29 protein-coding genes are annotated in these 25,300 nt (G+C 34.7%); 20 read left to right on the plus strand and 9 right to left on the minus strand.

All coding sequences use genetic code 11. The features are described 5' to 3' along the window. Nucleotides 1-51 precede the first annotated feature (51 nt). Together FHY60_RS04800 and FHY60_RS04805 are read right to left on the minus strand one after the other, a co-directional pair. Nucleotides 52-912, minus strand: a complete 861-nt coding sequence (locus tag FHY60_RS04800) for a DUF6076 domain-containing protein (RefSeq protein WP_139903939.1) — start codon at nucleotides 910-912, stop codon at nucleotides 52-54. A 310-nt stretch (nucleotides 913-1,222) separates the two neighbouring features. Next, nucleotides 1,223-1,963: an ATP-binding protein gene (locus tag FHY60_RS04805; protein WP_139903940.1), complete on the minus strand. Its 741-nt coding sequence runs from the start codon at nucleotides 1,961-1,963 to the stop codon at nucleotides 1,223-1,225. A gap of 139 nt (nucleotides 1,964-2,102) precedes the next feature. Between FHY60_RS04805 and tnpA the strand changes: the two genes are divergently transcribed. From tnpA to FHY60_RS04840, 8 genes are all read left to right on the plus strand, one after another. Further along, nucleotides 2,103-2,411: an IS66 family insertion sequence element accessory protein TnpA gene (tnpA, locus tag FHY60_RS04810; RefSeq protein ID WP_139902291.1), complete on the plus strand. Its 309-nt coding sequence runs from the start codon at nucleotides 2,103-2,105 to the stop codon at nucleotides 2,409-2,411. Beyond that, nucleotides 2,405-2,761, plus strand: coding sequence for an IS66 family insertion sequence element accessory protein TnpB (gene tnpB / locus FHY60_RS04815; protein ID WP_139902289.1), 357 nt, complete (start codon nucleotides 2,405-2,407; stop codon nucleotides 2,759-2,761). Before tnpA ends, tnpB begins: the two co-directional genes overlap by 7 nt. A gap of 140 nt (nucleotides 2,762-2,901) precedes the next feature. Then, nucleotides 2,902-4,536: an IS66 family transposase gene (gene tnpC, locus FHY60_RS04820; RefSeq protein ID WP_139903941.1), complete on the plus strand. Its 1,635-nt coding sequence runs from the start codon at nucleotides 2,902-2,904 to the stop codon at nucleotides 4,534-4,536. A 46-nt stretch (nucleotides 4,537-4,582) separates the two neighbouring features. Further along, complete coding sequence (locus FHY60_RS18240) at nucleotides 4,583-5,176, plus strand: recombinase family protein (RefSeq protein WP_243154691.1); 594 nt, start codon at nucleotides 4,583-4,585, stop codon at nucleotides 5,174-5,176. After that, nucleotides 5,173-5,412: a recombinase family protein gene (locus FHY60_RS18450; RefSeq protein ID WP_279230467.1), complete on the plus strand. Its 240-nt coding sequence runs from the start codon at nucleotides 5,173-5,175 to the stop codon at nucleotides 5,410-5,412. Before FHY60_RS18240 ends, FHY60_RS18450 begins: the two co-directional genes overlap by 4 nt. A gap of 67 nt (nucleotides 5,413-5,479) precedes the next feature. Beyond that, nucleotides 5,480-6,580, plus strand: coding sequence for a plasmid pRiA4b ORF-3 family protein (locus FHY60_RS04830; RefSeq protein ID WP_139903942.1), 1,101 nt, complete (start codon nucleotides 5,480-5,482; stop codon nucleotides 6,578-6,580). 730 nt (nucleotides 6,581-7,310) lie between these two features. Continuing rightward, nucleotides 7,311-7,538: a helix-turn-helix domain-containing protein gene (locus FHY60_RS04835; RefSeq protein WP_139903943.1), complete on the plus strand. Its 228-nt coding sequence runs from the start codon at nucleotides 7,311-7,313 to the stop codon at nucleotides 7,536-7,538. Beyond that, nucleotides 7,531-8,124 (plus strand): DNA methyltransferase, encoded by a 594-nt coding sequence (locus FHY60_RS04840; protein WP_139903944.1) that lies wholly within the window; start codon nucleotides 7,531-7,533, stop codon nucleotides 8,122-8,124. The genes FHY60_RS04835 and FHY60_RS04840 overlap by 8 nt, the downstream gene beginning before the upstream one ends. A 30-nt stretch (nucleotides 8,125-8,154) precedes the next feature. Here FHY60_RS04840 and FHY60_RS04845 read toward each other — a convergent pair whose 3' ends face one another. The 3 genes from FHY60_RS04845 to FHY60_RS04855 all read right to left on the minus strand — a co-directional run bounded on the left by FHY60_RS04845 (nucleotide 8,155) and on the right by FHY60_RS04855 (nucleotide 11,052). Continuing rightward, nucleotides 8,155-8,952, minus strand: a complete 798-nt coding sequence (locus tag FHY60_RS04845; protein ID WP_139903945.1) for an ExeA family protein — start codon at nucleotides 8,950-8,952, stop codon at nucleotides 8,155-8,157. A gap of 1 nt (nucleotide 8,953) precedes the next feature. Continuing rightward, entirely contained in the window at nucleotides 8,954-10,330 is a 1,377-nt protein-coding gene (locus tag FHY60_RS04850; protein WP_139903946.1) for a DDE-type integrase/transposase/recombinase, read from the minus strand. A 92-nt stretch (nucleotides 10,331-10,422) separates the two neighbouring features. Continuing rightward, nucleotides 10,423-11,052, minus strand: coding sequence for a hypothetical protein (locus FHY60_RS04855; RefSeq protein WP_139903947.1), 630 nt, complete (start codon nucleotides 11,050-11,052; stop codon nucleotides 10,423-10,425). A gap of 142 nt (nucleotides 11,053-11,194) precedes the next feature. Between FHY60_RS04855 and FHY60_RS04860 the strand changes: the two genes are divergently transcribed. From FHY60_RS04860 to FHY60_RS04910, 11 genes are all read left to right on the plus strand, one after another. Further along, nucleotides 11,195-11,626 carry a nucleotidyl transferase AbiEii/AbiGii toxin family protein gene (locus FHY60_RS04860; RefSeq protein ID WP_180375474.1) on the plus strand — a complete coding sequence of 144 codons (432 nt, stop codon included), beginning with the start codon at nucleotides 11,195-11,197 and terminating at the stop codon, nucleotides 11,624-11,626. A 108-nt stretch (nucleotides 11,627-11,734) separates the two neighbouring features. Then, nucleotides 11,735-13,297, plus strand: coding sequence for an IS21 family transposase (gene istA / locus FHY60_RS04865; RefSeq protein WP_243122227.1), 1,563 nt, complete (start codon nucleotides 11,735-11,737; stop codon nucleotides 13,295-13,297). Beyond that, nucleotides 13,285-14,028: an IS21-like element helper ATPase IstB gene (gene istB, locus FHY60_RS04870; protein WP_139903949.1), complete on the plus strand. Its 744-nt coding sequence runs from the start codon at nucleotides 13,285-13,287 to the stop codon at nucleotides 14,026-14,028. Before istA ends, istB begins: the two co-directional genes overlap by 13 nt. A gap of 224 nt (nucleotides 14,029-14,252) precedes the next feature. Beyond that, on the plus strand, nucleotides 14,253-15,530 hold the full coding sequence (locus FHY60_RS04875) for a PDDEXK-like family protein (protein WP_139903950.1): 1,278 nt from the start codon (nucleotides 14,253-14,255) through the stop codon (nucleotides 15,528-15,530). 1 nt (nucleotide 15,531) lies between these two features. Next, complete coding sequence (locus FHY60_RS04880; protein WP_139903951.1) at nucleotides 15,532-16,266, plus strand: hypothetical protein; 735 nt, start codon at nucleotides 15,532-15,534, stop codon at nucleotides 16,264-16,266. Next, the gene (locus FHY60_RS04885; protein WP_139903952.1) at nucleotides 16,259-16,543 is read left to right on the plus strand and encodes a hypothetical protein; all 285 of its coding nucleotides are present in this window, start codon (nucleotides 16,259-16,261) and stop codon (nucleotides 16,541-16,543) included. Before FHY60_RS04880 ends, FHY60_RS04885 begins: the two co-directional genes overlap by 8 nt. 68 nt (nucleotides 16,544-16,611) lie before the next feature. After that, complete coding sequence (locus FHY60_RS04890; RefSeq protein ID WP_139903953.1) at nucleotides 16,612-16,941, plus strand: transposase; 330 nt, start codon at nucleotides 16,612-16,614, stop codon at nucleotides 16,939-16,941. Between the two features lie 17 nt (nucleotides 16,942-16,958). Beyond that, entirely contained in the window at nucleotides 16,959-17,867 is a 909-nt protein-coding gene (locus FHY60_RS04895) for an IS3 family transposase (protein WP_243122267.1), read from the plus strand. Between the two features lie 76 nt (nucleotides 17,868-17,943). After that, a complete protein-coding gene (locus FHY60_RS04900) occupies nucleotides 17,944-18,231 on the plus strand; it encodes a hypothetical protein (protein ID WP_139903955.1) in 288 nt (95 codons plus the stop codon). A 313-nt stretch (nucleotides 18,232-18,544) separates the two neighbouring features. Next, a complete protein-coding gene (locus FHY60_RS04905; RefSeq protein ID WP_139903956.1) occupies nucleotides 18,545-19,465 on the plus strand; it encodes a recombinase family protein in 921 nt (306 codons plus the stop codon). A 60-nt stretch (nucleotides 19,466-19,525) separates the two neighbouring features. Further along, nucleotides 19,526-19,912: a WapI family immunity protein gene (locus tag FHY60_RS04910; protein WP_180375475.1), complete on the plus strand. Its 387-nt coding sequence runs from the start codon at nucleotides 19,526-19,528 to the stop codon at nucleotides 19,910-19,912. A gap of 396 nt (nucleotides 19,913-20,308) precedes the next feature. Here FHY60_RS04910 and FHY60_RS04915 read toward each other — a convergent pair whose 3' ends face one another. The 4 genes from FHY60_RS04915 to FHY60_RS04930 all read right to left on the minus strand — a co-directional run bounded on the left by FHY60_RS04915 (nucleotide 20,309) and on the right by FHY60_RS04930 (nucleotide 23,198). Continuing rightward, on the minus strand, nucleotides 20,309-20,512 hold the full coding sequence (locus tag FHY60_RS04915) for a hypothetical protein (RefSeq protein ID WP_038289589.1): 204 nt from the start codon (nucleotides 20,510-20,512) through the stop codon (nucleotides 20,309-20,311). Nucleotides 20,513-20,698: 186 nt separating this feature from the next. Further along, nucleotides 20,699-21,352 carry a potassium channel family protein gene (locus FHY60_RS04920; protein ID WP_011838176.1) on the minus strand — a complete coding sequence of 218 codons (654 nt, stop codon included), beginning with the start codon at nucleotides 21,350-21,352 and terminating at the stop codon, nucleotides 20,699-20,701. Nucleotides 21,353-21,362: 10 nt separating this feature from the next. After that, complete coding sequence (locus FHY60_RS04925; RefSeq protein WP_139903958.1) at nucleotides 21,363-22,715, minus strand: TrkH family potassium uptake protein; 1,353 nt, start codon at nucleotides 22,713-22,715, stop codon at nucleotides 21,363-21,365. Between the two features lie 276 nt (nucleotides 22,716-22,991). Then, the gene (locus FHY60_RS04930; RefSeq protein WP_139903959.1) at nucleotides 22,992-23,198 is read right to left on the minus strand and encodes a helix-turn-helix domain-containing protein; all 207 of its coding nucleotides are present in this window, start codon (nucleotides 23,196-23,198) and stop codon (nucleotides 22,992-22,994) included. A gap of 159 nt (nucleotides 23,199-23,357) precedes the next feature. Between FHY60_RS04930 and FHY60_RS04935 the strand changes: the two genes are divergently transcribed. Further along, nucleotides 23,358-25,277, plus strand: a complete 1,920-nt coding sequence (locus FHY60_RS04935; protein WP_139903960.1) for an ImmA/IrrE family metallo-endopeptidase — start codon at nucleotides 23,358-23,360, stop codon at nucleotides 25,275-25,277. The last annotated feature ends 23 nt before the right edge of the window (nucleotides 25,278-25,300 follow it).

Below are 25,300 nucleotides of genomic sequence, written 5' to 3' on the forward strand. Positions count from 1 at the left end.
GAATTGTTAAAGAATCTCTCTATTTTTACAGTTAAAGTGAAGTTTACAAATTCATTTCTTCTTACTCCATTTAAGCCACTGGACAAACTCTTCAGTGGTTTTCTTCCCACTTTTAATATCTTTCTTCCATCTAGTTACATCCTTTTTCCATTTTTCAAAATAGTCCTTGTGATTTTCATCCTCAGGGTTTCTTCTAATACGCATTTGTAGAGTTTGATAGACACTACGTCTAAGCTTTTCTGCTTCATTCATTTTTAATTTCTCTTCATAAGTTCTTTGAGAACCATCCTCTTTACAGGTTTTAGCAGGATTAAATGGACTAGTCCTATCACAGTAAACTGCATCGGATCGGTGCAGTGGTACAAAGTATTTACCGCAGTTAGTACATATCTTTATAGTGGTTTTAAGTTTTATTAAATGATAAAGCGTAGCAATGCATATGTCTTCAATGCTGTCACAGGTATAAACACTGGTGATGGCATTTTTGGTTTTAGTGCACTTAACAAAGCCTCTAATAGCTCTTTCCATAGGGGACATTTCCATATAAGGATTAACTAAATCTTCAATTATCATATCTTGGTCAAAATAGTATTTAAGATGATGCTGAGGTATGGATAGACCTTGCATGTGCAAGAAAAACATAAGATTCTCTATGGTATAAAGTGAAGAGTCTTTTATACAAATATCAATAAATTCTTTTATGCGCACGTAAACAAAAGAGTCATCATTTATATACATATCAGGGTCATCTAACAAGTTAAAATAAATATGATTCCTCTTAGATAAATCCTTTCCTAATGAAAAAAAATCAACAAAAGACATACCAAGGGTATCGGTTTCATCTACACCTTTATATGGATCATATATTCTTTCGGTAAGTCTAGCATCATCAAATTCTATAGTAAATGCCATATCATAGTTCCTTCTTTCTGCGTAATGTTATCAAGGATTAAACGCAAATTTACTTTTTTAAACTGTTAACAATCGGTAATGTTATCTATTGAATGATAACATAGTTATCAATTATAATGAATATATAGTAATTATATAACATAAAAAATTGAACGGTCAAGGAGGAGTTGCTATGAGAAATAAAGATTTAAGTGATTATTACGCTCCATTAGAACCGTAGGTTCATATTTTCAAAACTATCGATTCACAGTAAAGAAACCATCTATTCACTTATAAGCACCGCCTGAAGGCGGTGCCTGTATAACTTAATTTATTTGGTGGAGAAATGTTCCCTCATGTTCATGTTCCCAGTATCAATACGAATAGATTTATGTACGATCCGGTCTAGAATAGCATCAGCCATGGTCCCGCCCCCTAAGCGAGTATGCCAATCTGACACTTTGTACTGAGTGCAAAACAAGGTGGAGTGACAATCATAGCGCTTCTCAGTAAGTTCAAAAATGAATCTGACATCATCATCGGATAATTCTTGAAGGAGCCATTCATCCAGAATCAAGAGGTTGTAGTTAGAAAATTTGCTTACTAGCTTACTGATCCCTTTGCCTTGTAAAGTTGCCTCAGCACGAAGCTCCAGAAGCTCTGGCAATCTTATATAGCGTACTCGATATAACTGTCTGCATGCAGCTTTGCCCAATGCGCAAGCTAGAAAAGTCTTACCAGAGCCTGTGAAGCCATTAAGCACAAGGCTAAAGTTGTTACGCATGTATTGGCAGGTTGAAAGCTCAATAATTTGATTTTTATCAAGCCCCCTATCCGCATAGTAAATTGAGTTTACATCTGCATCAGTAAATCTGAATTTGGCTTGCTTTATTAGACGTATTGAGCGCTTATTGTTTTTATCCTGATAGAGACTATCAATAGCTAAAGTAATTCTTTCGTCAAAGGTCATGGCTGAGTAGAGCGGTTGATCGTCATCCTGTATTTTAAATATATCAACCAGTTCATCAAGGTTTAACTCTCGAAGCTTGCGTTTTGTTTCATCACCTATCATACCTGCCACCTCCGTAGTATTCTGCACCTCTTACATAGCCATGAGCATTGGACTTGTAAGCGTCAAACTGTCCACACATTTTATGAATATAAATCTTGTGAGATAATACCTCTAGAATAAAATTCCGGAGGTGTTTTTATTGACAAAATTAAATATGGAAGATTGGCAGCAGCTCATTGCTGATTATAGATCTAGCGGCCTTACCGGGCCGGTATGGTGTCAGCAAAAACAATTGAGTATACACAAATTACGCTATTGGATTAACAAATTCAACAAAGCAGAGTTTAAAGAAGAACCAAGACAGCAGTGGGTTTCAGTAAAAACAAATTTATCTATAACAACAACATCTATTACTGTAAAAGTCGGTAAGGCTGAAATTTCAGTTTCGCAAGACTTCGATAAAGAACTCTTTGCAGATGTTGTCCAATCCCTATTAACTTTATGTTAAACCTAAAGCAGACTTCTAATGTATTTTTGGCTGCTGGAAGTACTGATATGAGAAAATCTATTGACGGTCTCGCCATCATCGTTCAGATGAATTTTAAGTTAGATCCATTCTCTGATGCACTTTTTGTATTCTGCAACGCTAAACGCGACAAACTCAAGTTGCTCTATTGGGAGCGGAATGGATTCTGGCTTTACTATCGCCGTTTGGAAAAAGGTCGCTTTAAGTGGCCTAATAATTCTAAAGACAAAGTTATACATGTAACGGAGCGGGAGCTCCGCTGGCTTTTAGATGGACTGGATATTAACCAAAAGGGAGTACATCGTGATATTATGCAGAGAAAAATCATTTGATTTTTTGTGGATAACCCGAAAAAATCCAATCAAAAAGTGGATAATTTCCAACTCTTTAAAACTTCTAAAACCGTTGAAAACACTAGCTTTTTACGACTTTTTTTCTTGATAATTTTGTATGAAAAGTGTATAATATAAGTATGAGTAAAACAGAAGTAAAATCATTTAACTTAGAGAATTACAGTCGTAAAGAGCTAGAGGATGCCTTCATAAAACTCAGCATTGAAAAGGAGCAGGCTGAGCTTAGACTAAAATGGTATGAAGAGCAATACAAGCTCAACAAGCAGAGACTATTTGGTAAATCCAGTGAAAAGAATATAGATGGTCAGATTAACATGCCAATATTTAACGAGGCTGAAAGTGAGCGACAGCCTTTTACTGCTGAGCCTAATTTAGATGATTGTGCAAAGCAACAACAATCTTCATCCAAGGCTAAAAAGCTTAAAGGAAAACGTGAAAAAGATCTTTCAGATCTTCCTAAGCAAATAGTTGAATATAAGCTCTCAGCTGAAGAACAGGTTTGTTCTCAATGTGGCGGTCAACTCCATGAGGTGCGTTCCGAAATCCGCAGAGAGCTGGAGGTCATCCCGGCACAAATTATCGTAAAAGAAATCCACAGCATGATTTATTCCTGTCGGAAATGTGAAAAGGAAGATATAACTGTCCCAATGATTTCGGCGCCAACCCCTAAGCCTGTCATTAAGGGAAGTATAGCATCCCCTTCTATAATAGCATATATCATGACTAGGAAATATGTAGATGCTACTCCTCTTTATAGGCAGGAACAAGAATACAAGCGGCGTGGTTTACCAGTTAACCGTCAAAACATGGCTAACTGGATTATTCGGGCTGCACAAGATTGGCTGAATCCTTTGTACCTGCGTCTACGTAAATACCTTACGGACTATGATGTAGCTCATGCGGACGAAACAGAACTAGAAGTTCTCAATGAGCCGGGCCGTGAGGCCACAACAAGGTCTTATATGTGGATGTACCGTACAGGCAATGGGCATGATCCTATTGTTCTATACGATTATCAGCCATCAAGGGCAGGAGATAATGCCAAAACCTTCTTAAATGGATTTAAGGGTTATCTTCATGTTGATGCCTATGACGGTTATGACAAACTTTTGAAAGATTCCAAAGCCGGCGGTGCCATGGAAGTTACTCTCGTAGCGTGCTTCGCACATGCAAGGAGGTATTTCACTGATACCTTAAAGGCAGTGACTGATAAAGAAAGCTACATGTATACCTCTGCTTATCAAGGAGTCAAATATATTGATGAAATGTTTAAGCTTGAGGAAGAACTATCAAGTTTGTCATCTGAAGACCGGTATGATGAACGCCTTAGCAAACTTAAACCAATGCTAGAGGCTTATTTCTCATGGATTGAAAAGGAACACGCTCTTGCACTACCCAAATCAAGTTACGGGAAAGCTGTCAATTACTCATTCAATCAGAAGGATAAACTGATGAGTATACTCAAAGATGGCAGGCTGGAACTTAGCAATAACCGCGCCGAAAGGGCAATAAAGCCATTTGTCATTGGGAGAAAAAATTGGCTGTTCGCCAATACTCCGCAGGGAGCAAAGGCAAGTGCAGTTACTTATAGTATTATTGAAACTGCAAAGGAAAATGATCTTAATCCTTTTGAATACTTAAAATACTTATTTGAGCAGTTTCCAAATGTTGATATAAATGATTCTGAAGTTTTAGATTCTTTATTGCCTTGGTCATCTACCTTACCTAAATACTGTAAATCAAAACAAGTATAGCAGAGTCCCCATCTGAATAATAGGTGGGGACTATTTTACGCTTACGATTGTAAAAAACAATTCTAAGTGGAGTTTATTTAAAGTTTATGCAGATAAAGATTCAGGAGGTAATACATTTCGTTCTGGATTTCAAAGTATGATATTTGATTGTTATGAAAATCTCATCGATATTGTATTAGTTAAGTCTATTAGTCGCCTAGCTAGAAATACAGTAGATTTACTTGAAACAGTAAATAAGCTAAGAAGTATGGGAATTGAAATGATATTTGATAAAGAAAATATTAGAACCAGTGAAGTTGATAATGATGTACTTGTAGCTGCATTAACTGCAATTGCACAAGCAGAGAGCGAATCAACAAGTGAGGCTATCAAATGGGGATTAAAGCGTGGATTTGAATCAGGGAAATCCAAACTTTATTCTAGAAAGTGTTATGGCTATAAACATAACGAAAAAGGAGAACTAGTAATTGATGAAGCGCAAGCAGAGGTTGTAAGAAAAATATTTGACTTATATTTAAGTGGATACAGTATAGGCTTAATTATAAAAGAGCTTGAGTGTAAAAATATCAAATCCTCAAAGGGAAAGATAAGTGGTCTAAACGTGCAATTCAAACCATACTTACAAATGAAAAATATATAGGAAATGTAATTTTAGGCAAAACTTATACAGGTGTATTTCCAAATAATAAACAGCAAATAAATCATGGTGAACAAGAAAAATATTTGCTGGAGGATGCTCATGAGTCAATAATAGAACTTGAAAAATTTCAGCAGGTACAAGAAGAGATGAGACGCAGAAGCAATGTAGAAGTTGTTGAAGGGAAAATTAAAAGAAAAGAAACTCGTTATAGTATAAAGAAAGAAAAGAAAAATTAATCTTATCAGGCACTTAATTAGCCATTTGAGTACATGGATTTGAATTTGATGAAAGTGAGGAGAAAATATGCAAATTGCACTAACAAAAAAACTGGCAACTGCCATGGGAATAAATCCACAACCTAGTAATGAGGTTATTAACCCTCTATTTTCATGGACAGCAAACTGGACTAAAGTTTGGGATAATCGTAGGACAGAGGATATGCTTGTTTTAGTGAACAATGCAACACGCTTTACTGTTGCTATTTATCAAGTTAAGAGAAATTCGCTGAAAAATGTAGCTGAAATGATGAAGGTAGCTATTTCAAACACACTTCTTTCCATGAATTTAAACCCAGAGCTTGTAGAAGAATATATGCGACTGTCAGGTGAGGTGGAATTCGTTCAAAATAGTAGCAGAGAGGCAGCATCATGGGTAACAAAAGCGGGAACAGAATGTGCATTTTATGTAGCAAATGAATATAATGGCATTGAAAAAATGTTTAGTGATACAATAGGTGTTGCTGCAAATCGAATGATTGTGAATTATTCTGGTACTAATAAAGAAGGATTCTACCCTTACAAGGAAATGATTAATGCACTTTGTGGGGTTACTGGAAAGCAAGCTTATAGATACCGTGCCTTTGAATTACTTGTTACACTTGATTTGGATATATACAAGGCGGTAAGGAAAATTATTGTACCTGCAGATATACAATTTAAACAATTACATAAGGTGCTGCAGTCAGTGTTTGACTGGAGGAACTATCATCTATATGACTTTACTGTTTTTGATGCAGATCAGAGTAAGCTGATTACCAGAATTGTTCCTTTTGAGGAAGACTTAGAATATGATGAAGAAGCAATTTTGATGGGAAGTCACACCCTGTCAGAATTTTTGTCTGAGCAAAAATATATAATCTATACCTATGATATGGGAGACAACTGGAAACACGAAATTCAGCTTATAAATATAATAGATGAGTACGATAAAGAGTCACCATATTTGTTAGAGGCAAGTGGTCAAACACCACCAGAGGATGTGGGAGGAGTACCAGGATTTATTGACTTTCATGAGATTATAAGGAATCCTAACTCCCCAGAATATAAAGAAATGCGAGAATGGGCAGGGTATTGGACTGTGGAGTTGAGTGATTGGGAAAAGCGTCCTAGAGTTATAAGTATATGAATTTGAGTTAACATCAATATTATCAACTCAACCTTATTGCAAAAATTTAAGCTATAAATAGTAATGGCTTAAATAGGAATATTAAAGAAATGGCTATTTTACAAGCTTTAAGGGTGTTTTTTTAAAAGTAAATATGACATCAATATTGCCGCTTTATTTAGTCTAACTATCACATGTTGAGACAGTAGCATTGATAACAAAAAAAATAAAGAAATAGTGTGTGAAACACTGATAAATAAAGGGTTTCAGAGCTTGGAAGTAAAACTATCAGTTTTGTGATGGTGTGCTTCTGATTCGGAAATCCTTATTTTTATATTGAGATGGAACATATTAGTGGGTAGTGTATTTTTATAGTTGAGTAGGCAAGTTAGATGTTGGGGAGCTTGAGTAGGTGGGATAGATGTAAAAGAAGGTAAGTGGGTGAGTTGAATGAATTTTAGAATATGTGATTCATTATATAATAAATATTAAAAGGCTACAGTATAGATTTGATAATTGTAAGTCATCATGTAAAAAGATATAGGTACAATATAAAATGGACCCAACATATAAGAGTATAGTTAAAACATATGAATATTTATTGGGTTTAAGAGTTACTGCTCATAAAATGATTTTGTAATTTGCCTTAGAAAATCTCACTATATTATAAGGTATTCTTTAATTTTTGTTTATAGTATTGTATAATGTAATAAATGGTATGTTTCTTGTCGAAAAACTAAGGAGGAGGATTATGATTATAAGCTATGATAAATTATGGAAACTCTTAATTGATAAGAAAATGAATAAGACAGAAATGAAGGAAAAGGCAGGGATTACATATAATATTTTAGCTCGGCTTGGTAAATGCCAACCAGTAAATTTAGAAAGCCTATATAAAATTTGTAAATGTTTGAACTGTAATATAGGGGATATTATGGAGTTTGAAATAAATAAAGATGGAGGAATTAACAATGGCTAATCTATCTCAAGAAAAAAGGCAGCGAATGCTTAATTTCTTAACTATAATAAAAGAGGAACATAAAGATAATGATGAAGCTTTAAAGGCTATATATGAAATTGAAAATGAACTAGTATCTAAAAAATACGGTCTTGTTTGGGAAGAACATGAAGAGAATGTAGATATACAAATGCGTGAAAATATTCCTGTTTTCACAGAAATTAAAGATAAGGAGATTATTGGCGATATAAATAATCCTAATTTCAATTTCCTTTTAGAAGGGGATAATCTTCATAGCTTGAAATTATTAGAAAAGACACATAGAGGGAAGATTGATGTTATTTATATAGATCCACCTTACAATACTGGAAATAAGGACTTTGTATATAATGACGACTTTGTTGGGACGGACGATACATTTAGACATTCAAAGTGGCTATCATTTATAGAAAAAAGACTGCGTATTGCATATCGTTTATTATCGGAAAATGGATTAATATTTTGTTGTTTCTCACACTACTGTGCCGGAATTTTTCCACGATATCATTCCGTTAGAATTTCCAATTGTTACAGAGAAGTTGGAAGCGCTAGCGGAATTTTATTTTAAAAAAATGCTGCCTAAACGGCAGCATAGATATTATTCAAACTCGTTCTTTATAACTCTCTTTACTAAAATATCATCAATAAGTTTTTTCTCATGTATATATCCTTCCAACAAGCATTTCTCACAAAGATTGTTTATTTTTCTAGGTATCCCTGCAGTATACTGAAATATCTCATTGATAGCTTCATCAGTAAACAATGGTGTTCCTAAACCTGCAACTTTAAGATGAGTTAGTATGTAGTCCTCTGTACCAGGCCTGTCTAGTCCGTCAAGGTGGTAATTTACCATAACTCTTTGAGCAATAGCTTCCAGGGTTCTTAACTTAAGCCTTTGTCTAAGTTCCGGCTGGCCTACTAGTATCAAACTTAGTGGAGACATTGAATCCATATCGAAATTTATAAGAAATCTTATTTCTTCAAGCATAGCATCACTTAGAAGATGTGCTTCATCCACTACAATGACTGGAATCTTATTTGCATTAAACATGGACAGGACTGCTTTATTCACCATAAGCTTTGCCTCCGGCTTAGCGTAGACAGTGTTTAAATTCAGTTGTTTCAGTATCTCATTGTAGGATATCTTTGGAGTAAGGGCTGATTGGGATATGTATATATAAGTGTAAATATTGTTATTTAGCTCTTCACGAATACACCTTAAAACTGTCGTTTTGCCGGCACCGACAGGGCCGGTTATTACCGCGAAGGTTCTTTTCTCCATGGCATATTTAAGTCTGTGTTTGACTTCTACAAAGTCTTGATGCTGGTAGAGCTCTTTAGTATCTATGCTTCGCATAAAGGGAGTCTTTTTGAAACCATAGTATGATTCATACATCCTAAGCCCTCCCTTCCTTACCATAGAGTTTAGTGAAACTCATTCTATTTTTCTTGTCTACAAGGTCCTGCTCTTGTTTTTGTTTTAGCAAGTCCAAATAGCTCAGTTGACCTTCAACAATAACTGGTGGTGATGCAACTACACCGGATTTATACTCATCATAGGTTCTAAATGTTATTTGAAAAGGCTTTGCGTCAGCAAACTTATCACCTTGGTAGTATACTTCAATTTTTGTCAGGTCTGAAGGATGATATTTTACTTGAATTGTTTTTCGTGCAAGTCTTGGATCAATTTCATACTGGTTGCCACAAACACTAATAACAGCTGTCTTATTAGCTTTTCTTTCCTCTTTGTATAGAAAGATTCTATAAATCTCCTCCGGAGCAATGAATTTTCTATACCCATCTCCTTCTGCAAAAGCTTCGTTTGGAGTCTTTTCAATTTCGGAATGTATTTTCTCATGATAGTTTTTATTTAACCACGCTGCAAATAGCACATTTAACTCATCTATAGTCTTAACCTTAGATACTCTCACTTCAGGTTCAAAGGATTTATCAACGTACCAGAAGAATTTTTCAATTTTTCCCTTTCCCTCGGGCGAATATGGAGCACAATGAATTACTTTACTCCCAAGCTGAGCGCAAATGGCGTCCAGCCTCTTGCTTGTATATATCTTACCGTTATCCATATAGCAGCGTTCCGGCACTCCACATTTGAGAAGAGCCTTCTTAAAGCAGTCTTCAAGGCATTCGCTGCTTTCAGAAAAGTAGAATTGGGCATGTGTTATGTACCTGCTCTTGTCATCAATAAATGCAATTAGGTATGTCCGAATCATCCGATCCGGGTTATTAGGATCCGGAAGATAAACGCTGTATTTAACATCACTCTGCCAGGTTTGATTAACTCTTTCCATGGTATAGCGCCTGAATACTTTATTGTTAGTTACTATCTCTGACTCATAAACTTCAGAGTACTTTTTTATTAACCTGGAAAGGGTTGATTGCTTTATTTCACCCGTTTTTATCACACCCTCAAGCTCCATTATTTGAATGATTTGCCTTACGCTGCGCTCCGGTACTTCCTTCTTATATTGAATCGCCTTAATAAGGTTTTCTTCAGTAACAGCCTTAACTTTGTCCTTATCTGCTCTAAATCCTGGCATCAATCCTTCAAAGCCACCCTCACGATACATTTGACAATACTTTCTTAGTGTTCTTTCATCAATCCGGGTACGAGTTGAGTAGGGAATTTTATGCTCTGATAATATTATTTTCCTGCGATGAGCAGTTTTTTCTTCTTTACTCAAATTGTCGTTAACAAGATCAAAGATTAAGCCGTACCGGAACAGTGCAATTTCCATTTTCTTGTTATCATCCATAACTTTGTCCTCCTTTTTCTTGTAAAAACCTTTGATTTTAGTTTAGGCCATAGCCTTTTACAGGAAAAGTTACGAATTTATGTGGATTTTGTTCAAAGATACAACCCGGTACATTCTATGTTGCTTATTGTATTAATTATATTAAACCAGCTTTCGGGACAATCAGAAACAGCTTTACAGGTAATTAATTCTATGTACCACTTGCTTAGCCTGTAAATTGACTCAAAGTTATCATTTCTTTTTATCTCTCTAACGTAAGTGGATATGGTATCTTCATTTCCGAAGTGTTTCTGTACTATTGCAAGTATCTTAGATATTAAAATGCTGCACTTCCTAGCTGTAGTCTCTATCCAGTACTTGAGATTCATTAAGGACACTTCTTTCTTCTTAAATCCTGCTCGCAAAGCTCGTCTTAGTCCTACCTTCTCGTTCCTGTGCGCCAGCACAGCTGCTTCTCTGCAAGGTAATGCATATTGATGTTTCCCCGGTAAGAACCATGGTTTTATTGAGTGGGACTGTTCGCACTTTTTACACATTCCTCTGAGTATTAGAAGCTTTCTTTCACAGTCATCATCAACATAATTTACTTCATAAGAACCCCAATAACATAATATACATCCACACTTAGGACACTTTAACCTCAGATACTCTAATCCATACTTATATTTATGAATATTTTCAGAATAGCTGTTGACATCCTTGAATAAATATAATATTATCATCTTGCTTAGGTGGAGCACTCTCATTCATATTTATGTCAGCTAGGACATATTGAGGGTGCTCTTACTTTTTTATCCTACACTATTTCCAGTTCCGGCGGAAGGGCATTGTGAGAAAAAAATAGTACCTTTCGGTACTTTATCATTGCTAAAAACAATATCAATCTCGGAATATGCTGATAAATTTGTATTAAAAGGTGGAGTGCTGTTATATATAGTCTTGGAGGAAAAGGCTAGAGCTACTAAGGATATAGATATGCTTGCAAGACAATTAAATAATTCTTTAGAGAATGTGGAAGCAATTTTTAAATCAGTATGCGAAATTAAGGAAGATGATGCTATTGAATTTGATTTGAATACACTTACAGTAGAAAAGATAAAAGAAGATGCTGATTATGAGGGCGTTAGGGTAAAGGTAACAGCGTTTCTTGACCGTACTAAAAAAGTATTGCAAATGGATATTGGTTTTGGAGATGTAATAGTTCCGTGTGCTACTGAAATGGAGTATCCATCTCTTTTAGAAATGAAAAAACCGCTATTAAAAGCTTATTCAATGGAGTTGTTAATGGTAAAATAAAATGGAGAGATTTCGGCAAACAAAAAGGGAGAATAATTCCCAGTATAGTTTAATATTACTCCTACCTCTGATAGAATAAAAGAGTTATTCATCAGAGGGGGATGCAGAATGAAGGGATGGAAAGTGTTTGCTGAAATACAAGAACTTAAAAGGAAAGGATTGAACAAATCTCAAGTAGAGAGAATAATGAATATCAACTACAAGACAGTAACGAAATACTGGAATATGAAGCCAGAAGAATATGCAGAATTAGTGAAGGAGGCAAAGAACAGAGCAAAGAAATTAGACAAGTACAAAAGTGATATACTTTCGTGGATAAGAGAATTTAGAGATATATCAACGGCTCAGATCCATGATTGGTTAAGAGAACGTTATGGAGAGTTAGATTTTAAGGACAGAACACTGAGATGGTATGTTAAGAAGTTAAGAAAAGACTTTAACCTGCCGAAGGCAGCACGTGATAGGCAATATATGGAGGTACCAGAATTGCCCATGGGATATCAAGCACAAGTAGACTTTGGACAGGCTTGGCTTCATCGGCCTGACGGCTCGAGGATAAAACTTTACTGCTTTGCTATGGTACTCTCTCATTCAAGATTTAAGTATGTATATTGGTTGGATAAGCCTTTTACTACGGCAACTTTCATTGAGGCTCATGATAGAGCATTTGAGTATTTTGGAGGTATGCCGAAGGAAATAGTTTATGACCAGGATAGAATACTTGCAGTAGATGAAAATTTCGGTGACGTTGTGTACACCGAAGAATTTCAAAACTATATTAATCTAATGCGGTTTAAGACTAGGCTCTGTCGAGCCTATGACCCGGAAAGCAAAGGTAAAGTAGAAGCAGTAGTTAAGTTTGTTAAATATAACTTTGCTATACATAGAGTGTTCGTAGACATAGATTCTTTCAATGAGGATTGCCTGAAATGGCTTGACAGGACTGGGAATGGAAAGGTACATGATATAACGAAAAAGGTACCAGCAGAAGTGCTCGTTTCGGAGAGACAACACTTACAACCAGTACCTCAATCAATTGATAAAAAATCCAATGATACTAGTTTAATCTATAGCGTGAGAAAAAACAATATTGTTTTTTATAAACAAAATAGATATCAAGTGCCGAAAGGAACTTACGAACCTGGAAAACAGGTGAAACTAGTACTTAAAGATAACTCATTGGATATAGTAGATTTAGAAACCGGAGAGATTATAGCACATCATGTTATAAGCAGTAAAAAAGGTGAATTGGTTAAACTTGATCATCCGGAAAGATATATAAGTAAAACTACTGAAGAAATGTACTTTAAAGCACTCACAGTGCTTGGTGGCACGGAAAGTGCCAAGATACTTCTAGATAATATAAGAAAGGAAAGATCAAGGTATGCTAAGGATCAATTAGGTGTTATAGTTAAGGCTGCGTCTAATTATGATGAAGAGTCTGTAAAAAAGGCAATAGAGTATTGTGTAAGCCGAAGGCTCTGGAGTGCCGGAATGTTTAAGGATACACTTGAACATTTTAGTATGAAAAATAGTGAAAATTCAAGCAAGAAACCTACTTTAAACAATTCCTCCATCCCTTCAAAGTGCAAGGGTGTAAAGACAGAAATTAGAGCAATAAGTGAGTATACAATGGCTTTGAAGGAGGATAATAGAGAATGGAAAAATTAGAATTGATAAAGGGTTGCGCAAAAACACTTAAACTTAACAATTTAAGTGCTAACGCATCAACAATAATTGAAAACGCTGATGTTAATGACTTATCGTATCAAGATTTGCTACTGGATATACTTAAGAGTGAAGTAAATCTAAAAGAGAAGAAGGCTCAAGAAAGGCTACTTAAAAATGCCGGGTTTCCTATAATTAAGCGCATAGAAGATTTTGATTTAAACTTTCAGAAGTCTATAACACCTAGACAAATTAACAGGCTCTTGGAACTAGAATGGATAGATAGGATGTTTAATCTTATCTTCCTAGGGCCTCCAGGTGTGGGAAAAACCCACCTTGCTATCGCAATGGGGTTAAAAGCCGTTGAGGCCGGCTATAGGGTTAGTTTTGTTTCAATGGATAATCTTATGCATGTACTAAAAACTCAAGATATATCAAGAAAAATTAAAGGTAAAGTCAATAGCATACTATCTTCTAGCCTTGTCATAATTGATGAATTAGGATACCTTCCTATAAACAAAGAAGAAGCAAATCTGTTCTTTCAGTTAATATCTGCACTTCATGAGCAGGCTTCGATAATAATCACGTCTAATAAAGGCTTTGAAGATTGGACTGAGCTATTAGGTGATGATGCTTTAACAACAGCAGTTCTTGATAGACTTGTGCATAAATGTGAACTTTTTAATATGACAGGAAAGAGTTATAGGCTTGAACATAGACAGTCAATATTTTAGGAAATAAAAAGGAAAAACTTCGGTAAAATTATTTGCCGAAATTTCTCCAAAAGTACTTGCCAGTAACATGTGAGTGCACCAATAATTAAACCGTCAAAAATGAAAACAAAAAACATAAATAGATTAAACATTTGAATATACCTTCTTTCTTATTGTATTTATAAAAAGCATAGCAGATGTATCATGACAAAAATGGTATGTGTAAAGAGGAGTGAGTAAAACATATGGGAAATATAAACAATTCGGCTGAAAATTTATTGCAGGAAGCAAAAACAATTATTAAAAACAATTATGAAGCAAAAAAAAATCGTGGTGGCGACTTTAATATTTTTAGTATTTTAAAAATTGAAAGAGATGAGGTTTTTACCCATTCAAATATGATATATTCTTTATTAAACTCTCAAAGTGGACACTTTATGGAAGATAAATATTTAAAATTATTTTTAAATATTGTTTTAGGTATTAAAGGAGCAGATATATATAAGAAATGGTATGTAGAAAGAGAATGGCCTTTTGAAGATGGAAGAATAGATTTTGTAATTTACAATGATGACTGTTTTTTTGCTATTGAAATGAAAATAGATGCTGGTGATCAAGATCATCAACTTAAAAGATATGAAGATTATGCAAAAACAAGAGGAAAGGATTATAAGATATTTTATCTTACTTTAGATGGTAAAGAGCCATCTTCTCAGAGTGAAGAAGGTATGGAAAGAAAACCTTATTTAATATCATTTGAAAAACATATCTTGGAGTGGTTACAAAAGTGTATTGATGAAACACCAGTTCAATATAAAGTACGTGATGCACTTAAGCAGTATAGGGAGCTTGTTAATAAGATTATTAATAATGAAGGAGTAGAAAAGCAGATGGTTTCAATTTTAATGAAAAAAGAAAATTATAAAGCTTTTAAAGAGCTTCAAAAATCAGAAAATATTATGAAACAAGAATTTGTTGAAAAGTTTTGCGAGGAACTTCAAAAGAGATTTGAACAAAATAGCTTAATCTTTGAAAATATTACAGATGAAAATTTAAAAATTGTTGAGCCAAAAAAATTCTTTAGTAATTCAAATACATTAATTAACTATGAAATAAATATAATGAAAGATTTTAATTTAAATGGGTCAAAATTCAGTGTAGTTTTTGTAGTTGAGATTTCTAATAGTGATAATAGAAACGATGGAACTCTTGTTTTGGGATTGAAATTGAAAAATACTTTAGATGGTACTTATTTTAATTTTAGTCAAAATCAAATCACTCCTGAAGATAGAAATAATTTAATGAATTTATTTAATTTGAATAATTATAATAAAAAAGATATAATGTCTTCATTTTGGATATACTTGGATTACATTTATACTGAAGGTAAAGGAGTATATGCTTTAAGAGAATTTAATGATAATGTCATAAATATGCTTGATAGTGAAAGCTTCTCAAAAGAAATGGACAGAATTATTAATTCAATTGTCACAAGTTATAAATCCTTTTATAAGGGTGAATAAAATGGCATGTTTTGAACCATCAATATTAGAAATACACCTATATTGTGATGATGACTCTATTAATGAAAGGATAAATAAAAGTAAATTTTCCAATATAGAAATATACAGTACGAAGAAAATACAAGAAGTTAATACCAGTGATGAATTAGATTTTTCTTTTGATCTGGAATACTATGACGAAGATAAAATCCAATCAATTATTGGAGATAAGATTAATGATATGGTTAAAGATAATTATGAAATATGCTTTGTAGGTTCAAAAGAAGAATTTATTAAATGCAAGTATTTTAAAGGTGTTTTAATATGTTTGGAAAATTCTTTTGTGGATGGAATTAGAAAAGATAATATAATTATTAAGGATAAAGAACAGGCCTTAAGAATAATCTATAGCCTATATTATTGTTTAAATAGTTATCACATTTTTCCATACGACTTAGGAATGGTTATCGAATATGAGCTTAATATAATTATTGAAAATATAGATATAATGCAAGCAGAGGAAGCTAATATTATAGTGTGGAATTATAGAAATATTAATTCAAATAAAAATTTAAATGTAGCTTTTATTAACACTAAAGATAATAATATTCGCAAAAGTAAAGGTGCATCAGATTTATACAACAAAGTGTTAGAAAAAATAGATAAAAATTACCTTGATGAACTTGTTACAACGGATAGCGATACATTTATTGCTATGAATTATACATTGGAAATAGGAGATGATTTTATTGGATAATGCTAAAACAGATAATTTATTAGAAGCGATGATGAAATTGAGTAATAATATAGCAGAAATTAAGGATATACATTCACAATTACCTTGTGAACTGCATATGTTTATGGATGCTTTATTTGGTAAAAAGAGATTGCTTATATTGAAAGTTAATACCAATAAAAATAATATTATAACAGAATTAAAAGATTATTGTAATGAAAAAGAGTTAGAAATTTGTATGTTAGATGGTAAGAATTTAAATACGGATGATATAAAAGGAGAATTTGAAATCTCATAAGCCCCTAAATGGATTTGGACAATTACCTATACATTTATTATAATGTAGAAAGTGATTGGAGGTAAACTATGAGAGGAAAAACGTATACCAAAGAATTAAAGGAAGAGATCTTAAGAGAGGTACAAGAGGTAGGAAATGTTTCATTAGTATCAAGGAGACATGGAATATCAAAATCAACAATATTTACTTGGATAAGAGAATCTGAGAAAAGGAATGAAATTAAGGTTAAGCCAGGCAGAAAGGCTTTAGTTGAGGGAGAAAAAGAACTAGAAAATGAATTAACAGAAGTAACAAAACAGAATGATCAGCTTAAGAAGCTACTAGGAGAGAAGGATTTAGAAATAGCAATTCTTAAAGATTTAATAAAAAAATCCAACCCTCAATTAAAGATAAAGTAGAAATAGCTAAGAGTTATATAGATAAAGGATTTAACGCTGTTTTTGTACTAAAGACAGTTAAGCTTAGTAGGTCAACGTATTACTACAGCTTAAGCGTAGAAGGTAAGGAGAAGGCTAAACCTAAAGGTGGAAAACCAAAGGGATATAGCCTAGACAACGAATATAAAAAGATCTGCGATGAGCAGATTAAAGAGTTTATTATGGAGTCCATCGATGGCGATGCTCTTAATTATGGATATCGAAAAATAACCTATCATTTGAGAAGGTACTACAACCTAAAGATTAACCAGAAGAAGGTTTATAGGCTCTGTAAAGAGCTTGGCATACTTAAGGATCAAAGAGTGATTAAACCCAAACTAAAGAGAACTATTGCAGTAAACAGAACTATTACCGGCTCAAATCAGCTCTGGGAAATGGATATTAAGTATGGATATGTCCAAGGTGAGGACAAGTTTTTCTACCTGCTAAACCTAATTGATGTTTTTGATAGAAGTATTATTGGCTACCACATGGGATTACACTGCGAGGCTAAAGATGCGGCAGCATTGCTAAGAAAATGCCTGATAAAAAGGAATCTATTTGAGGAAGGAGCTAGTAGACCTGTAATAAGAACTGATAATGGCCCACAGTTTGTAAACTATAAGTTTAGCGAATGCTGTGAGGAAATTAAAGTAGAACATGAAAGGATACCTGTAAAAACGCCAAATAAGAATGCACATATAGAATCATTTCACAGAATACTTGAGGATGATTGCTTAAAAATCAATGAATTTCAAACATATGCAGAAGCATATGAAACAGTAAACGACTTCATGGAATTTTACAATAATAGGAGACTTCATTCCAGCTTAAGGTTTATGGCACCAAATGAATTTTATGACCTTCATTTTGGAGAGAACCAAACTAATATTCAAATAAGAGTCTAAATCTAAGAAAATTCAAGAATTTATTAGGTTTTGTCCAAAACGAAGGGGTTAATCCGAAATTATTTATAAAGACGGAATGCCTTATTCAATTAGAAAGAAACTTCATTATGTTTCAGATAATAGACAATTGATAATTGTAGAAGGACTTACCGAAAATACTGATATAGAAGTGTTAAGGGCATTTATGTATATGGCAAGCCTTGAGGTTTATTATGATGACATAACCAATTTACCAAAGGATAAATTACCTTTTGGTTCAGCATATGTTTTTATAGCTGATAACAATTTCCCTTTAAAAAAGTTTGAATTCATAAGTTCTTATTGGAAGGATGAAGCTGCAATATTAGATTTGATGAGCATCTAAAATAAGGGTAAAGAACGTTTAGGATGTGTAAACGAATGTATTAATGCCACTCCCACACTCTATAAAAACAACCCTCTTAAATCTAAAGGGGGTCTTGGGGGTCTAATCCCAATATTTCTGCGATTTAGTATCATTTTTCTATCACGGCACATGTTGAGACGGTAGCATTGATAACACGCAATATATAGCGGTTTGTAAAATCATGTAATCAATATATTGCGTTTTTACTCATTTGGTAAACATGAATTGCCTACTTATCATCAGTACGAAATTGTGATATGATTAGGCTAATTAAAGATGTGGAGGTGGGCTGATGGATTCGAAAATCTGGTATATTCCGGCAAGGAATGACGGCTTGGAAAAGAAAGTCGGAATCTATTGCAGGGTAAGTACAAATGAAAAAGAACAGCTTTATAGCCTCGCAGCACAGATATCTGCCTTAACGAGAGCGGTTGCGAATGTAAGCCAATGGCGACTGGCAGATGTTTTTATCGATATTGCATCAGCGAAGGGAGAAATCCCTCGACGTGAATTTGAGCGATTGCTTCGAGAATGCGAAGCTCACAATATATCCGTTGTCCTGACTAAAAGCATTAGCAGATTCGGCAGGGATACTGTAGAGACTTTATCAGCAATCAACAAGCTGAAGGCAGCCGGTGTCAGGATTATTTTTGAACAAGAGAATCTGGACACTGATGAAGTCGACAGCAATCTTATGATTTCAGTGATGGAATCCTTGGCTCAGGCTGAAAATGAAAGCCGAAGCGAGAATATCCGTATGGGACTTGCCATGAGAGCGGCAAACGGTACATCCGGACTCTATAAACGAAAGCTTTACGGCTACACAAAGAATAAGGATGGAGAGCTTGTAATTAACGATGAACAGGCTAAGGTGGTACGGGATGTTTTCAGATGGTACCTTGATGGAGCCAGTGTTCTTGGTATCATAAAGAAATTATCGGACGCAGGCATTCCTTCCCCCGGCGGCAAGGGAACATGGAGCAAGCGTTCCATAGAGAAAATGCTTGAAAATGAGAAATACACAGGTACGGTTACGCTTTTGGATTCCGCCACACAGGAATATAAATATCAGATGAAAGAGTGCCATCCGCCGATTATAACGGAGAGCGAGTTCAGAGCGGTTCAGGAAGAAAAGAAGAAGCGAAGTAATATAGTCATAGGTGATGACGGAAAGCATCGCAGGAGTAAGAAATATAGTTCGAAGAAGAAATAAAAAAATTTAATTTGATGGTGACAAGCTATGAAGCATATTCTTGAATCAGAAAATTTTACATTGTGTATTGAACCGCAGATATTTGAAGCAGATATAAATCTTTCGACAAATACAATACTGAGTATTGAGGTAAAAAGCGATGGTTTTTCTGCGAATACCACAATGGATATCGACATAAAAGGCCTGGCTAAGTTTGGCAATGATTTGTGTCATATCTATGAGACTTTACATGGTGAAGCAAGACTTGAAGAACCTTATGGTCAGCATATGTATTTATCTTTTGTTGGTAATGGAAGAGGGCATATTGCCATTAAGGGTCATCTTTATAAAGTCAATAGAATTGGTTCAGAACAAGTCCTAGATTTTGAAAATGAAATTGACCAGACTTACTTGAAACAATTCTGTTATGATCTATTGAGTAATTACGAGAATTATTTACGAAGATAAATTCCACTTTGTTCTCTGTACAAAAGTGAAATAGCCTACTCAGACAAAGCGATAGGTTAGATAACAAGAAATGGATTGACTAACGAAAAAGTCTTTAAAATCAAGCGTTTTCGTTGATTTTGGACATGTTCCCCAAATAGCCTAAAAATCACATGTGGAGTGCGTGACATTGATGTCAAAGGTTGAGAAATAAAAAACTGAAAAGCTTGTAAATAAAGGGTTTCCAGACATTTAGTTTTTCTCGAGGCCGATCTGCTGGATGTGGCAATGTCAGGAAACCCTTATTTTTATTGTTTGCGGGAACATATCAACCGTCCCGAAAATTAATAGTTGAGTTACCAGATTAGATAACCCCCTTTTTTACAGGGGGTTGAGGATACAGGATGGATGTATAATTTAATCTTCTCGCTCAGCATCCGTATCAAAAATTCTATCAAGTTCCTCGTTTGATGTAATGCCACGAACATTAACACACTGTGATAGTATTCTCTCTGACATTTCCTTAGCTAAGCCAGTTTCTTTAATTTTTCTATTAAGGCGATTTATTTCTTTATCATATTGATCAATTATTTGCTGCAAACGCTCAATTTCCTGATTCATCTCTTCGCCTAAAATTTCTCTAATTTTCTCATGAAAATATTCAATTTTTGTAGTGCTAGTATGATATTGTCAGTGTATCCGGAGTTCTGAGCCAATACAAAGGAAAACAAGATAAGGATGGTTTTTCATCCGTAAATAGTATTTACTGCTCATATTATCACCTCGTAGAAGTATTTTACCATATTTTTAGTTTATATGTTTTAATAGCTTTTCTACATCCTTGCGGCGTCCTATAACTAAAAGATGTTCCTCGGGCTTGAATATATAATCGGCAACAGGTAAAGGTGAAATATCATTCCCAGCTTTTGTTGCCAGTATACTTACATGGTATCTTACTCTGAAATTTATCTCCTTTATACTTCTCCCAATCCAGCTTTTTGCAGGCGGAATTTCATAGATGGAGATATCATTTGTGAGCTCAATATAATCAAAAACGTGGTTTGCACTGCAGCGCACCGCCAGTTTTTCAGCAATATTCCGTTCAGGATCTATAACTTCATCGGCACCATTACGTAGTAAGAATTTTGTTTGGATATCGCGACTGGATTTGCTTATTACATATTTAGCGCCAAAATCCTTAAGCAGATTGGTAATTTCAAGGCTGCTCTGAAAATCATTTTCAACACAGACAAAACATACGTCATAATTATCAATGCCCAGTGAACGAAGTACTTCTTCTTTCGTACAATCACCAATTTGTGCATTTGTCACGATGGGTAAAAGTTCTCTTATATTTTCTTCATTTTTATCAACAATCATGACTTCATTTCCAAGCTCAACCAGCTTACGGCTCAAATGTTTCCCAAAACGTCCAATTCCAATAACTAAAAATGATTTCATACCAATACCCCTATCCTATATTTATTTTTTCCACCGGATTCTGTATAGATGACGTCACTCCATGTTCTGTAAACAGCAAAGCAAAAGAAAGACTTCCGACTCTGCCGCTATACATCAATAGTATGATAATTATTTTTGCAAAGGTATTCAGACCACCTGTGATTCCCGTAGAAAGACCAACAGTACCAATTGCAGATGTAACCTCAAACAAAACAGCGTCAAGTCCTAAAGCTTTATTTGTAGCACTAATAAGTAAAGCCGCACTCAGTATAAGAAGTATATTGACTGTCACAACGGCAGACGACCTCTTTAGTGCATTATCTTCCAGTCTCCTGCCAAATATATTATCACCATTCCTATTTTTCAAGCTTGACCACAGCGAAATCATGATAACTGCCAAAGTAGTAGTCTTGATCCCACCGGCAGTAGATCCGGGACTGCCGCCTATAAACATCAACACAATAGTCAGAAGCTTACTTGCAGAGGTTAATGATGCAACGTCAACAGTATTGAAGCCTGCTGTTCTGGGCGTAACTGCGCCAAAGAGAGAGACTAAAACTTTCTCTCCTGTAGTCATCCCATAAAGAAGGTTATTTCTTTCAAAAATATAAAAGCATATCGTCCCTGACACTATAAGAATTGCGGTCATCGTTAAAACTATTTTTGTATGTAGCTGATATTTTCTAAAATGATATTTATTTTTCTCAATATCATCCCATACAAAGAACCCTATTCCTCCGACAATGATGAGTGAAATAATTGTTAAGTTAACAACCGCATCCCCGGCGAAATTTGTTAGCGATGAATACTTGCCGTACTTTCCCATAATGTCAAACCCGGCATTGCAAAAAGCTGAAACCGAGTGAAAAATGCCATTATATATACCTTCCAGCAAGCCCATTTTGGGTATAAACCTCAATGATAGCAATACTGCACCAATACCTTCAAACAGCAAAGTGCCAAGCAATATTCTTTTGGTCAGACGTACAATCCCACCGATATACATAGCATTTATACTTTCACGTAAAAGTCCCCTTTCTTTCAGCCCGATTTTTCTTTTTAAAAAAATAGAAAATATTGTGACAACCGTCATAAACCCTAAGCCACCTATTTGAATCAGCAGTAAAATAACTACTTGTCCAAATAGCGACCATTGTGTATAGGTGTCAAAAACAACAAGCCCTGTTACACAAGTAGCAGAGGTTGCTGTAAAAAGTGCATTAATTAATCCGGGAAATAAATTATTGCGGCTGGCTATCGGCAATGACAGCAAAAATGTCCCGGCAATTATTATCAGAAAGTAGCCAAGTGCTATCATCTGTGGGTATGATAACGATTTTAATTTTCCTATATATTTTCTCATAATTTTTCCATCCTTTTCTGCAGGAACAGCCTCGTACAACCTCTGGGCTGCAATCTCTTTCCAATTTAGTAAGCAAAGAAATCTATATATAATTACTTACCTTCTTAGTAATCAGAATACATTTTATCATCTTATTTTAGTACTTCAAGAACAGTATTAAAAAATTGATTATACATCTTTATAACCTCACTTTTAAAATTTTATTAATTTAAGTTTTTTCATAATAATTCAATTAGCGTCATTGTTGCTTAACTATTAAGTAAAAGCTGTTGATACCTATTCATCTGGCTGAATCTCCATAATATCGGAAATATCACACTTTAATGCCTTGCAAATCTTTACAAGCACATCGGTCGTAACATTTTCGTTTTTACCCAGTTTTGCCATAGAAGATGTACTAATACCAGCCGCTTCTCTTAAATCTTTCTTTTTCATATCTTTATCGATTAAGAGTTTCCATAGTTTTTTATAGCTTACGACCATAATTGTCACCTCGCTCGTTATAGAATACCATAAAATAGACCAAAACGCAATAAAAATTTGAGTTCGCGTATTTAATATTGTGTTATACGCAATTTATGTTATAATTTACATAAGGAAATATCTGGTCTGTATGATGAAATGTTATTAGGGAGGTACGTTATGGCAAGTGTCAGCTCGTTCAGAGATGTTATTGCAAACATGTATTATAATGAACTCTTTGACGAGTTGTCCGAATATATTGAGGACAACCCGGATAAGCTTGAATCCAACTCATACCGTGTGCAATCACCGGATGAAGCGGCATTATCCGACTTTGACATCATAATGATAGACATAACCGACTCGCCAGGTAACAGTATTTTATTTGATGTAATTATTTCCGCAGAAGTTGAAATAGCAGAAACAGTACGAAGGAATCGCGAGACTGAAGGTATAGAACAATGGTTCCGTATCTCCTGTAAAGCTGACCTTGATGACGGAATTCAGAATTTTCAAATCAAGTCTGTTTCAATATACAATAAGTACAGAGAGAGCAAATTAGGGCGACTATCTGAGTATTTAGTGCCAATTATAGAAAAGGAACAGTTTGATGATGTTGCGACCGGATTTCTAAGTGAGTTTTGCCCAGAAGCATTAAGTACCCCTATGCCTATCCCCGTTGATGAGGTAGTGAAAAGAATGGGGCTTAAGGTAAAGCAAGTCCAGCTGACAAGGCATTTCACTATATTTGGTCAAATAGTTTTTGGCGATTGCACGATAGAGTATTACGACAGAAATGAAAGAACATATAAGCCTTTGGAGGTTTCAAGGGGAACAATCCTTGTGGATCCCAATGTGTATTTCATGCGAAACGTAGGGTGCATGAACAATACCATTATTCATGAATGTGTCCACTGGTATAAGCATAGAAAATACCATGAGTTAGTTAAGACGTATAACAGCGATGCTTTGCTCATAAGCTGCAGAGTAAACGAAACAACTAAATACAAACAGCAATGGACGCCAGAAGACTGGATGGAATGGCATGCTAACGGAATTGCACCACGAATCCTTATGCCTAAATCAATGACTATCAAAAAGATCGAGGAGCTAATAAGAAAGAATGAGCTCCTTTTTGGTACTCACGACAGGTTAAATGTAATGGAAAATGTCGTGTATGAATTAGCTGACTTCTTCCAGGTGTCAAGGATAGCAGCCAAAATAAGGATGCTTGACCTTGGATATAAGGAAGTTGAAGGTGTATATACCTACGTAGATGACCATTTTATCAGCAATTATTCGTTTAAGGCAGACTCATTACATAAGAATCAAACATACAGCATTAGCCTAAGCGATTCCTTTTTTGAATACTATGCAAATCCGGAATTCGCAAAGATTATAGACAGCGGCAATTTTATTTATGTTGATGGTCATTACGTAATTAATGACTCCAAGTATATTAAAAGATTAGAAAATGGAAGCCTTGATCTTACAGATTATGCAAAACTGCATGTAGATGAATGTTGCCTTCTGTTTGATTTAAAGTTGAATAAAGCCTCCAAAATGGACATTGTAGTATACCTTGATTCTATAATGTTCCGTAAAGCTACACCGGATTATAACAGAGTGCCGACATTTAATCCGGACAAGCATAATATGGAAGTATTTAATCGTTCAGAAGAGCTAAAGAAGTTTCACGAAGAATTCGTCGAAGAAGGTCAGCATTTGAGCCGTACAACCCAGACATTTTCCCAAGCGGTATACGGACATATCAAAAGGAAAGGCTACAATAAGGTTGTTTTTATAGAAAAGACTTTGCTTTCAGGAAAAACATATGACAGAATAAAAAACAACGAACTTAATAATCCAACTTTAGAAACCGTTGTTGCAATCTGCATCGGATTGGAGCTAAGCCCTACATACAGTGAAGAGATATTAAGGCTTGCCGGCTATACTCTCAATAACACCCCACAACAATTGGCATATAAAAAGCTGATTCATTCGTACAGAGGACATACAATATATGAATGTAATGAAGTTTTGGAAGCCTTGGGACTTTCTCCTCTTTGTGCAAAGGCATATAAAGAAATGATAAGTTAAAAATTGTTGGACTTCGGAAGTCC

Source organism: Clostridium thermarum (assembly GCF_006351925.1).
In the GTDB taxonomy this organism is placed as follows: Bacteria; Bacillota; Clostridia; order Clostridiales; family Clostridiaceae; genus Clostridium_AU; species Clostridium_AU thermarum.

Excerpts from the sequence above, each read along its gene's own strand:
- FHY60_RS04850 (WP_139903946.1), bottom strand. The coding sequence starts at position 10,330 with ATGGATGATAACAAGAAAATGGAAATTGCACTGTTCCGGTACGGCTTA.
- FHY60_RS04890 (WP_139903953.1), top strand. The coding sequence starts at position 16,612 with ATGAGAGGAAAAACGTATACCAAAGAATTAAAGGAAGAGATCTTAAGA.
- FHY60_RS04905 (WP_139903956.1), top strand. The coding sequence starts at position 18,545 with ATGGATTCGAAAATCTGGTATATTCCGGCAAGGAATGACGGCTTGGAA.
- FHY60_RS04845 (WP_139903945.1), bottom strand. The coding sequence starts at position 8,952 with ATGTATGAATCATACTATGGTTTCAAAAAGACTCCCTTTATGCGAAGC.
- tnpC (WP_139903941.1), top strand. The coding sequence starts at position 2,902 with ATGAGTAAAACAGAAGTAAAATCATTTAACTTAGAGAATTACAGTCGT.
- FHY60_RS04880 (WP_139903951.1), top strand. The coding sequence starts at position 15,532 with ATGGCATGTTTTGAACCATCAATATTAGAAATACACCTATATTGTGAT.
- FHY60_RS04875 (WP_139903950.1), top strand. The coding sequence starts at position 14,253 with ATGGGAAATATAAACAATTCGGCTGAAAATTTATTGCAGGAAGCAAAA.
- FHY60_RS04915 (WP_038289589.1), bottom strand. The coding sequence starts at position 20,512 with ATGAATCAGGAAATTGAGCGTTTGCAGCAAATAATTGATCAATATGAT.
- istA (WP_243122227.1), top strand. The coding sequence starts at position 11,735 with ATGAAGGGATGGAAAGTGTTTGCTGAAATACAAGAACTTAAAAGGAAA.
- FHY60_RS04835 (WP_139903943.1), top strand. The coding sequence starts at position 7,311 with ATGATTATAAGCTATGATAAATTATGGAAACTCTTAATTGATAAGAAA.
- FHY60_RS04855 (WP_139903947.1), bottom strand. The coding sequence starts at position 11,052 with ATGATAATATTATATTTATTCAAGGATGTCAACAGCTATTCTGAAAAT.
- istB (WP_139903949.1), top strand. The coding sequence starts at position 13,285 with ATGGAAAAATTAGAATTGATAAAGGGTTGCGCAAAAACACTTAAACTT.
- FHY60_RS04935 (WP_139903960.1), top strand. The coding sequence starts at position 23,358 with ATGGCAAGTGTCAGCTCGTTCAGAGATGTTATTGCAAACATGTATTAT.
- FHY60_RS04920 (WP_011838176.1), bottom strand. The coding sequence starts at position 21,352 with ATGAAATCATTTTTAGTTATTGGAATTGGACGTTTTGGGAAACATTTG.
- tnpB (WP_139902289.1), top strand. The coding sequence starts at position 2,405 with ATGTTAAACCTAAAGCAGACTTCTAATGTATTTTTGGCTGCTGGAAGT.
- FHY60_RS04840 (WP_139903944.1), top strand. The coding sequence starts at position 7,531 with ATGGCTAATCTATCTCAAGAAAAAAGGCAGCGAATGCTTAATTTCTTA.
- FHY60_RS04805 (WP_139903940.1), bottom strand. The coding sequence starts at position 1,963 with ATGATAGGTGATGAAACAAAACGCAAGCTTCGAGAGTTAAACCTTGAT.
- FHY60_RS04800 (WP_139903939.1), bottom strand. The coding sequence starts at position 912 with ATGGCATTTACTATAGAATTTGATGATGCTAGACTTACCGAAAGAATA.
- FHY60_RS04830 (WP_139903942.1), top strand. The coding sequence starts at position 5,480 with ATGCAAATTGCACTAACAAAAAAACTGGCAACTGCCATGGGAATAAAT.
- FHY60_RS04930 (WP_139903959.1), bottom strand. The coding sequence starts at position 23,198 with ATGGTCGTAAGCTATAAAAAACTATGGAAACTCTTAATCGATAAAGAT.
- FHY60_RS04900 (WP_139903955.1), top strand. The coding sequence starts at position 17,944 with ATGCCTTATTCAATTAGAAAGAAACTTCATTATGTTTCAGATAATAGA.
- FHY60_RS04925 (WP_139903958.1), bottom strand. The coding sequence starts at position 22,715 with ATGAGAAAATATATAGGAAAATTAAAATCGTTATCATACCCACAGATG.